We start from the raw sequence: 8,829 nt of genomic DNA, 5'->3' as shown, positions 1-8,829 counted from the left end.
CCCGAATCGCGATACAGCGCGTAGTTCAGTGTGCCGCCGCCGCTGCCGGTCATCTTGCGTGCTGCGGTGGTAGCGCCGGTGCCTGCACCTGCATCCAGGCCGACGTTGTAAGTGGTGCCGTTGGTGCAGATCACAGCGATGTTGCCGGTCTGATCGACCTGGGTCGAGCTGTAGGCGCCGAAGGCGATGGTGGAGCCCACCACGGTGCAGGAGGCCAGCACCGAGGCGCTGATGATCAGGGACCCGGTTGCAGTCGCGGCGAAAGTCGGAGCACTGGTTGCCAGCAGCAGAGCAGCGGCGGAAGCACAGACAAAGCGATTTTTCTTGGCAAAAAACATGGTGACTCTCCTGAAATTTCAGACGCCCTGCAAACTCCCCGATCTCGCCCCTTGCGAGAACTTGTTTGCAGCGGGTATGGAGTCACTTTAATTTTTGACAGCACTTTGGTGAATCAGGGGCTTCCCTAGGCTTGCTTTAATCTCATCAGGAAAATCCCGAGTCGATCATCCTCTCATGATCATCTCGCCGTTCTCTCCCGGATGAAGCACTGCTCGATTACTTCGCTGCCCCATTGCTGGCCTGGGCACTCCTCTATCAGCTTGAAGCCGGCATGCTCATAGAGCTGACGGGCGGCATCCAGGCCTTTGAATGTCCACAAACGGGTTGAAGCAAATCCTTCGCGGTCGCAGAATGCCAAGGCTTCGGCAAGCAGCTTTCTGCCTACGCCGGAGCCGCGCATGCCGTCATCGACAATGAACCAGCGCAGATGGGCGGTATCGTTTCCCAGGTCTTCGCCATCAATGACGACCGATCCGACAACACGATCCGCATCCACGGCGACCCACATGCCGTTTCGCGGGTTGTGCAGCCGTGAAGCAAACTCGGAAATTCCTGAGGCCACCAGGCTCTCAAAAAATTGCCCGAAGCCAACGCTTCTGGAATAAAAGCGCGCATGCATTTCCACCACACGCCCAATCGCGCCAGGCAGATAACCCTGATGTATTTCGATGCCGTGAGCAGGTGTGCGGGCTTGACCAAGCCGGTGCGCTTCCAGGGCCCGTGAATAGGCCGTCAAGCCCTGGCAGACAAGCTGCTGTTCACGTTCCGACAATTGCGCCAATGCAGTGGTGACCTGCATGCGACCGAAGCGATTGATGGCCGCCAGTGTGCGTCGGCCCTTGGCCGTCAATGTCAACAGTTTGGAGCGGGCGTCGTCATTGCTCACCGTTTCGCGCAACTCTCCGGCTTCGACCAGCTTGCGCACCATCCGGCTGATGCTGGACTTTTCCAGTTGCAAGATTTCGGCGAGCTGCGCAGAAGTCATCCCCTTGCTTGCGGCAATTTCAACGATGGAGTGCACCGCCGATGGCGAGTAATCGGTGGCGGCCAAGGTCGTTTGCATGAAGCCCAGTTCACGCACCATCTGACGCGAGGCGCTACGGACCTGATCGATAAGCAAGGGGTCGTGATCGGACATTTTCATCTCCCGTAAATTAAGTTGTATTATACAACTTAATTGCGGTATCAAACGGAGAGGGAGGGCTTTGATATGGAGACACTTGAACAGCCGGGCGACCCGAGGGCGGGGCGCGGCCGCATGCAGGGGCGTGTTGGACTGATTACCGGAGGCGGCAGCGGCATCGGCCGCGCAACGGCGCTGCTGATGGCGAGAGAAGGTGCCGCAGCGGTGGTGGTGGCGGGTCGTCGCCGGCAGGAGGGCGAAGCGGTCGCATCCGAATGTCGCAGCTACGGCACGCAAGCGCTATTCATCCGGACCGACGTTACCCAGGAAGACGACGTGGCGCAGCTTGTGCAGACCATCGTGTCGCGCTTCGGCGCTCTGGATGTGGCATTCAACAATGCCGGATTTCAGGAGCGGCGCGCCCTCATCGAGGCGCAGGACAACAGCGTGTACGACAGCGTATTCAATGCCAATGTGCGTTCGGTGTTCTTGTGCCTCAAACACCAGATTTCGTGCATGAGTGCTCAGGGGGCAGGGCGTATTGTGATCAATGCCTCGGTCAGCGGATTGCGCAATCCGAATCCCGGCTTGTCGCTTTACTCTGCCTCCAAGGCTGCAGTGATCTCCTTGATGCGTTCTGCCGCCATGGAATGTGCGCCGCGCGGGATTCGCATCAACGCCGTGGCGCCGGGACGCGTGGTCACCGACATGATGCTGGCTTCAGGCATTGCCGACATGTCGGCAGTGGCCGCCGGCTTGCCGCTCAGGCGCATGGGGCAGCCGGCGGAAGTCGCCGAAGCAGTGGTGTGGCTGGCCTCGGATGAAGCCTCCTATGTTGTGGGGCATGTGCTGGCGGCGGATGGCGGCTTCATCGCCTCTTGAAGCAGGATACGGCGGCGGTAATCTGATCTGCTCAAGTTTGTGCCCATCTGGCGCACTAGCTCTGGCGCCGCCGTTCCTGCGTTTGGCGATCTCTGGAAGCATTTGGTCGCATGCCGCTGGCTGTCGCGATGATTCGATGCAAGCATGATGGCTCCTTTATCCACGGAGCCTTGTCATGAAACGCTTGCGTACATTGTTTGCCGCCGGCGCCGCGCTGCTATTTCCGCTGGCTGCCGGCGCCGCAGAACTTCGTGTCACGGTCAGCGACGGCCCCATCGCGCCGGTCACACTTTACGTTGCCCTGTTTGGCACGGCTGAAGCCATGGCTGCCGACAAGCCGCTGGCTGCGCAGACAATGCAAATGCGAGACGGCAGCGCACAACTGGTTTTCCTTGGACTGCCGCCCGGTCGCTATGCGCTCAAGTCCTTTGCCGATGAGAACGGCAATGGCAAGCTCGATACAAACATAGTCGGTCTGCCGACCGAGCGCTATGGTTTTTCGAACAACGCCAAGGGCCGTATGGGGCCTCCCGGATTCGACGCGGCGGCGATACAGCTGGATACCGACAGCAGCATTTCTTTCCAGCTTCATTGAGAGAGGTGCCCCATGGATCGCCGTGAACTCCTGCGCCGGCTGGCGGTGGCCGGCAGTGCTCCTTTCCTGCTGCCGCCAGCGGCACACGCTAAAACGCCCCCGAACTGGCAGCAGCAGTTTCTGGATTCGGCCACGCCCTGGAAATCCGCGTTTGAGACGCCCGCAGACGAACTGCCATTGACGGCGGCCACGGTGCGGGGCCGTTTCCCTGATGCGCTGACGGGCACGCTCTATCGCATTGGCCCGGCCGGGCACGACCTGGGTGGTGAGCGCAATCACCATTGGTTCGACGGCGACGGCATGGCGCATCGTTTCGTGATCGATGGCAGTAAAGTCCATCATCAAGGCCGCTATGTGGCCACTGCCAAACGGCAGGCCGAGACGCGCGCCGGTCGTCGGCTGGTGGAGGGCTTCGGCACGACCTTTCCCGGGCTTGAGCCGGTGAACTCGCCGGACAGCATGAACGTCGCCAACATCAACGTACTGTACACAGGCGGCGAATTGCTGGCGCTGTGGGAGGGCGGTTCGGCTACGCGGCTGGACCCGGGCACGCTGGAAACGCTCGGCCTCAAGCGCTGGCGGGCGGATCTCGCGGGCGCGCCGTTTTCGGCGCATCCAAGAGTTGACCCCGACGGTACGGTCTGGAATTTCGGTGTCAGTTCGAGCAATGGATTGCTGGTGCTTTACGAGATTGCGGCGGATGGCGCGCTGCGTCGCGCCGAGGCGCTGCCCGTCAAGGATCTGCCCATGATTCATGATTTTGCCGTCACGCCCGGACATCTGGTGTTTCTGATGCCTCCGCTGGTCTACGACGCCCAACGCAAAGCAGCCGGCGCGAGCTTTCTCGACGCCCATGTGTGGCGTCCGGAACTTGGCATGCGGGCGCTGGTGATCAGCAAGAAAGACTGGCGCCGGCGGCAGATACTGGCGTTGCCGGCGGGCTTCCTGTTCCATGTCGGCAATGCCTGGGAAGAGGAGCGCAGCAGCGGCACCGTCATCCATGTCGACTATGTGCGCTCACCCGACGCGTCCAGCGTGTTCACCAGCACCCGCGAGATCATGCGTGGCCGCCTCGTGCGCAGCACGCCGCCGCATCTGACCCTTGCCAGCCTGGATCTGGGTAAGGGCAGGGCGACTCAGGTCGAATGGCCGTTGGAAGCGGAGTTTCCGCGCATGGACCCGCGCCTGGTCGGTCTGCAACACGGATTTGTGATTCACGCTAGCCAGACGCGCGACGGCCTGCCTTTGTGGAGCGCCGTTGCGCGCACCGAGGTAGAAACAGGACGTTCGCAGCACTTCAGTTATGGACCGCAGTCGCTGGTGGAAGAGCATGTGTTCGTGCCGGATGCCCAAGGCCCGGGCTGGGTGCTCGGAACCGTGTTCGATTGGGGGCAGAAGAAAACTCTGTTGTCCTGCTTCGCTGCCGAGGCGCTGGCAGACGGCCCGGTGGCGCAGGCAAGCCTGCCTTATGCATTGCCCTTGGGCTTGCACGGGAATTTTGTGGCAGCGACCTGAGGCGGCCTACAAGATGACTGCCTTGCTGGCGGATGCCTATCCGTCGCAGCGCATGTCTTGGGTACTCGGCATGAACGTCATCGTCGCCGCCGGCTCTTCGATTTATGGCTCCTTGATGGGCGGCGCGCTGGTCTCAGGGTGAGGCTGGCGATTCTAGAGCCGATCAGAAAGAGCAGGGCGCGCCTCCCATTTCACGTGTTTCAATGACTTTTGCATGCAGCGCCCATGCCTGCAAATGCCTTGCCTGCTCTCGCAAAGTAATGGATCAAATGACCTGCGCTCATTCCGTGAGCAGATCCGCCAGTTTTAATCTTTGCCTTTGATTTGCTGATTGATATAGCGCATTGATGAGCATGTTCCATCGGGCACATACTCGGAGCGCACTGCCAAGAAGGCGTATTTCACCGACAACGCACGCATTTGCCAGCGTGATTGCTGAAAATGCCGTAGAACAGTATCGAACTGATTCAAACAAAGCGAACGGCACATGAATACGGAAGCAGCAGAAAAAAAAGAAGGCTGGCTTAACAAGCTGGGGCCGGGATTGATTACCGGCGCGGCCGATGATGATCCCAGCGGCATCGCCACGTATTCTCAGGCTGGCGCCCAATTCGGTTTCAGTATGCTGTGGACGGTGTTGTTCACCTATCCGCTGATGGTCGGCATCCAGATTGTGAGCGCGCGTATCGGTCGCGTCAGCGGTCGCGGGCTGGCCACCAATATCCGCATGCATTATCCGGCGCCGATTCTGTATGCCGTGATGGGCTTGCTGCTGTTGGCCAACACCATCAATATCGCCGCAGACGTCACCGCCATGGGCGACGCGCTGCATCTGATCATCGGCGGCCCGGCACAACTTTTTGCGGTCGGCTTCGGCCTCTTGTCGCTGCTGCTGCAAATCTTCATTCCCTACAAGCGCTATGTGCGGCTGCTCAAATGGCTGACGCTGGCGCTACTGGCCTATATCGCCACTGCGCTGGTCATCCATGTACCGTGGGGCGAGGTCGCCTTGCGCACCGTGATGCCGCATCTGTCCTGGAAAAGCGAATACATCACCACCGTGGTGGCCGTTTTCGGCACCACCATCAGTCCCTATCTGTTTTTCTGGCAGGCCTCACAGGAAGTGGAGGAGCAACTCGCCACGCCGGGCGCGTTGCCTTTGATCCAGGCGCCGGAACAGGCGCGCGCCAATCTGCGCCGTATCAAGATCGATACCCATGTCGGCATGGGGTTTTCCAACCTGGTCGCTTTTTTCATCATCCTGACGGCCGCCGTGACGCTCAATCTGCATGGCCTGACCGATATCCAGACCTCGGCGCAGGCAGCCCAGGCCTTGCGGCCGGTGGCGGGTGAATTCGCTTTTCTGCTGTTCAGCGCCGGCATCATCGGCACCGGCTTGCTGGCCATTCCGGTATTGGCCGGTTCGTCTGCTTACGCCATGGCCGGCAGTTTCGGATGGAACAGCAGTCTCGACAGCAAGTTCGGCGCCGCCAAAGCTTTTTACTCGGTGATCATTTTCTCTACCGTGGCCGGCACCGCGCTGGGCTTCAGCGCGCTCGACCCGATCAAGGCGCTGTACTGGAGCGCGGTCATCAACGGCGTGATCGCCGTTCCCATCATGGTGATCATGATGCTGATGGCCTCCCGTAGAGATGTCATGGGCGCTTTCGTCATCAAGCGCCGCCTGCAGGTGCTGGGATGGCTGGCCGCATTCATGATGGGGATCGCCGTGGTCCTGATGCTGGTCAGTTTTTGAGTGCTTTAACCTGAATTGCCAAGTATATAAAATGCTCTAAGTATCTGAATTTTTGGAAAATAAAGAGAATCGAGAATAAAAATTACGTTCTAATTCGTTGATGTAAATCTGTGGGCCGAATGCAAGATTTATCTAAGTGGCAGCGCTAAAAAAGAAGCTTTGCTAAAAATAGAAGCATAAAATTTTGAGCGTACGTAGTTAAATTCCCCTCGGAAAGTTAGGAAGATCGCGACCACTATATAGGCGTGAATTTATGGAAATTAATGTCTTGTTGCGTTAAGATCCCGCCCCATGAGAATTAAATGTCAGCCAATTGCAAGCTTAATTCTTGTTAAGTGCGTTAAAAGTATCATCACAAGGCAATAAAAATATTCGCATCGCTATCAAACAAGAATTCGGGGGAATCTCCTTGTTTTATCCATTTCGCTCAATCTTGGGCAGGACTTTTGCTTGCGCGCTGTCATTGGTATTTGGCGCACCTTCCGCTCATGCTCAGATGAGTATTTCCGGCCAGTTTCAGGTAAGTGAAACTGGTGCTGCAAGCTATAGCATTCCTATTCAAATCCCTCCGGGTATTGGTGGGATGGAGCCACGGCTGAGTCTTAACTTCAACAGCCAGGCTGGGGATGGACTCCTAGGTATTGGCTGGAGTCTTGGTGGTTTGGGGGCGGTAAGTCGTTGTCCGCGCACGCCCGCGCAGGATGCGGTGAGAGGGAGTGTCAAATATGACGCCAACGATCGGTTTTGCCTTGATGGTCAAAGACTTGTGGCAATCAACGGCATCGAGGGCGGCGATGGTACCGAATATCGGACGGAGCGAGAAAGCTTTGCAAAAATCGTTTCTTATGGATCTGCAGGCAATGGTCCAGCATGGTTCAAGGTCTGGACCAAAGCCGGGCAGATCATGGAGTATGGAAAGACAAGCGACTCAAGAATTGAAGCACAAGGCAAGCCCTCAGTTAGACTCTGGGCTCTGAGTCGTGTCCAAGATACCAAAGGCAATTACCTTTCTGCCTCTTACATCAAAGACTCTCAGCACGGGGAATATTATCCTAGCCAGATCGAATATACGGGCAACGACCAGACGAGTCGGAGCCCCTCCAGTTCGGTGAAATTCAGCTATGAACAATTGCCCAACATTATCTATGGATATAGTTCAGGCTCCTTGCTGACGCGGCTCTCGCGTTTAAAGACAATCCAGACGTTGAATGGAACTTCAGCCGTAAAGAGTTACATCCTTAATTACAACGTTGCAGGAGTGCAGAAAAGTTCAGCTATTTCCTCTATTCAGGAATGCGCGCCTGCTGATGGTATATGCAAGCCAGCGCTTCGCACGACTTTGAACTGGGGAAGCGGACGCTATGAGCCGTGGACAGTGTGGCGTGGCCAGACCGGAACCGGAGGCTTCGATCTGGCGCAATGCAAGCTGCTGACGATAGCGGATGTAAATGGCGACGGTCTTGCCGATGCTGTATGCGCCTACGATTATCACAATGGCGTAACGTCGACTTTTGTCCAGCTGAGCAAAGGAAGCAGCTTTGAACCATGGACAGTGTGGAGCGGCCAGACCGGAACCGGAGGCTTCGATCTGGCGCAATGCAAACTGCTGGCAATGGCGGATGTAAATGGCGACGGTCTTGCCGATGCTGTATGTGCCTACGATTATCGCAATGGCGTGACGTCGACCTTCGTCCAGCTGAGCAAAGGCAACAGCTTTGAACCATGGGCAGTGTGGAGCGGCCAGACCGGAACCGGAAGTTTTGATCTGGCGCAATGCAAGCTGCTGACGATAGCGGACGTAAATGGCGATGGTCTTGCCGATGCTGTATGTGCCTACGATTATCGCAATGGCGTGACGTCGACTTTTGTCCAGCTGAGCAAAGGAAGCAGCTTTGAACCATGGACAGTGTGGAGCGGCCAGACCGGAACCGGAGGCTTCGATCTGGCGCAATGCAAACTGCTGACAATGGCGGATGTAAATGGCGACGGTCTTGCCGATGCTGTATGCGCTTACGATTATCTCAATGGCGTAACGTCGACTTTTGTCCAGCTGAGCAAAGGCAACAGCTTTGAACCATGGACAGTGTGGAGCGGCCAGACCGGAGCCGGAAGTTTCGATCTGGCGCAATGCAAACTGCTGACAATGGCGGATGTAAATGGCGACGGTCTTGCCGATGCTGTATGTGCCTACGATTATCGCAATGGCGTGACGTCGACCTTAGTCCAGCTGAGCAAAGGCAACAGCTTTGAACCATGGACAGTGTGGAGCGGGCAAACCGGAGCCGGAAGTTTCGATCTGGCGCAATGCAAGCTGCTGACGATAGCGGACGTAAATGGCGATGGTCTTGCCGATGCTGTATGTGCCTACGATTATCGCAATGGCGTGACGTCGACCTTAGTCCAGCTGAGCAAAGGCAACAGCTTTGAACCATGGGCAGTATGGGGCGGCCAGACCGGAGCCGGAAGTTTCGATCTGGCGCAATGCAAACTGCTGACAATGGCGGATGTAAATGGCGACGGTCTTGCCGATGCTGTATGCGCTTACGATTATCTCAATGGGGTGACAGCCACTTTCGCGCAGTTGTATTCAGGGGGCAGATATCTATCGATGGATGGAAT

8 protein-coding genes are annotated in these 8,829 nt (G+C 57.3%); 6 read left to right on the top strand and 2 right to left on the bottom strand.

Going from position 1 to position 8,829, the window contains the following annotated elements; all coding sequences use genetic code 11:
- Positions 1 to 338, bottom strand: a 338-nt coding sequence (locus PQR62_RS25420; RefSeq protein WP_408160873.1) for a spore coat protein U domain-containing protein, incomplete at its 3' end; no start/stop codon positions are given.
- Between the two features lie 179 nt (positions 339 to 517).
- Complete coding sequence (locus PQR62_RS25415) at positions 518 to 1,477, bottom strand: bifunctional helix-turn-helix transcriptional regulator/GNAT family N-acetyltransferase (RefSeq protein WP_408160872.1); 960 nt, start codon at positions 1,475 to 1,477, stop codon at positions 518 to 520.
- Positions 1,478 to 1,549: 72 nt separating this feature from the next.
- Here PQR62_RS25415 and PQR62_RS25410 point away from each other — a divergent pair, with 72 nt between their 5' ends.
- The 6 genes from PQR62_RS25410 to PQR62_RS25385 all read left to right on the top strand — a co-directional run.
- Complete coding sequence (locus PQR62_RS25410; protein ID WP_408160871.1) at positions 1,550 to 2,344, top strand: SDR family NAD(P)-dependent oxidoreductase; 795 nt, start codon at positions 1,550 to 1,552, stop codon at positions 2,342 to 2,344.
- A 175-nt stretch (positions 2,345 to 2,519) separates the two neighbouring features.
- Positions 2,520 to 2,939 (top strand): DUF2141 domain-containing protein, encoded by a 420-nt coding sequence (locus PQR62_RS25405; protein ID WP_408160870.1) that lies wholly within the window; start codon positions 2,520 to 2,522, stop codon positions 2,937 to 2,939.
- A gap of 12 nt (positions 2,940 to 2,951) precedes the next feature.
- Positions 2,952 to 4,454 (top strand): carotenoid oxygenase family protein, encoded by a 1,503-nt coding sequence (locus PQR62_RS25400; RefSeq protein ID WP_408160869.1) that lies wholly within the window; start codon positions 2,952 to 2,954, stop codon positions 4,452 to 4,454.
- A gap of 13 nt (positions 4,455 to 4,467) precedes the next feature.
- Entirely contained in the window at positions 4,468 to 4,596 is a 129-nt protein-coding gene (locus PQR62_RS25395) for a hypothetical protein (RefSeq protein ID WP_408160868.1), read from the top strand.
- Positions 4,597 to 4,941: 345 nt separating this feature from the next.
- Positions 4,942 to 6,210, top strand: coding sequence for an NRAMP family divalent metal transporter (locus PQR62_RS25390; RefSeq protein WP_408160867.1), 1,269 nt, complete (start codon positions 4,942 to 4,944; stop codon positions 6,208 to 6,210).
- A 328-nt stretch (positions 6,211 to 6,538) separates the two neighbouring features.
- A partial coding sequence (locus tag PQR62_RS25385) for an FG-GAP-like repeat-containing protein (RefSeq protein WP_408160866.1) occupies positions 6,539 to 8,829 on the top strand: 2,291 nt, incomplete at its 3' end.

The sequence above is a fragment of the Herbaspirillum lusitanum genome (genome assembly GCF_046025995.1).
Classification (GTDB): domain Bacteria; phylum Pseudomonadota; class Gammaproteobacteria; order Burkholderiales; family Burkholderiaceae_D; genus Herbaspirillum; species Herbaspirillum lusitanum_A.
Note: the sequence above shows the minus strand (reverse complement) of the source record. Positions and strands in the feature narration are given on the sequence as shown.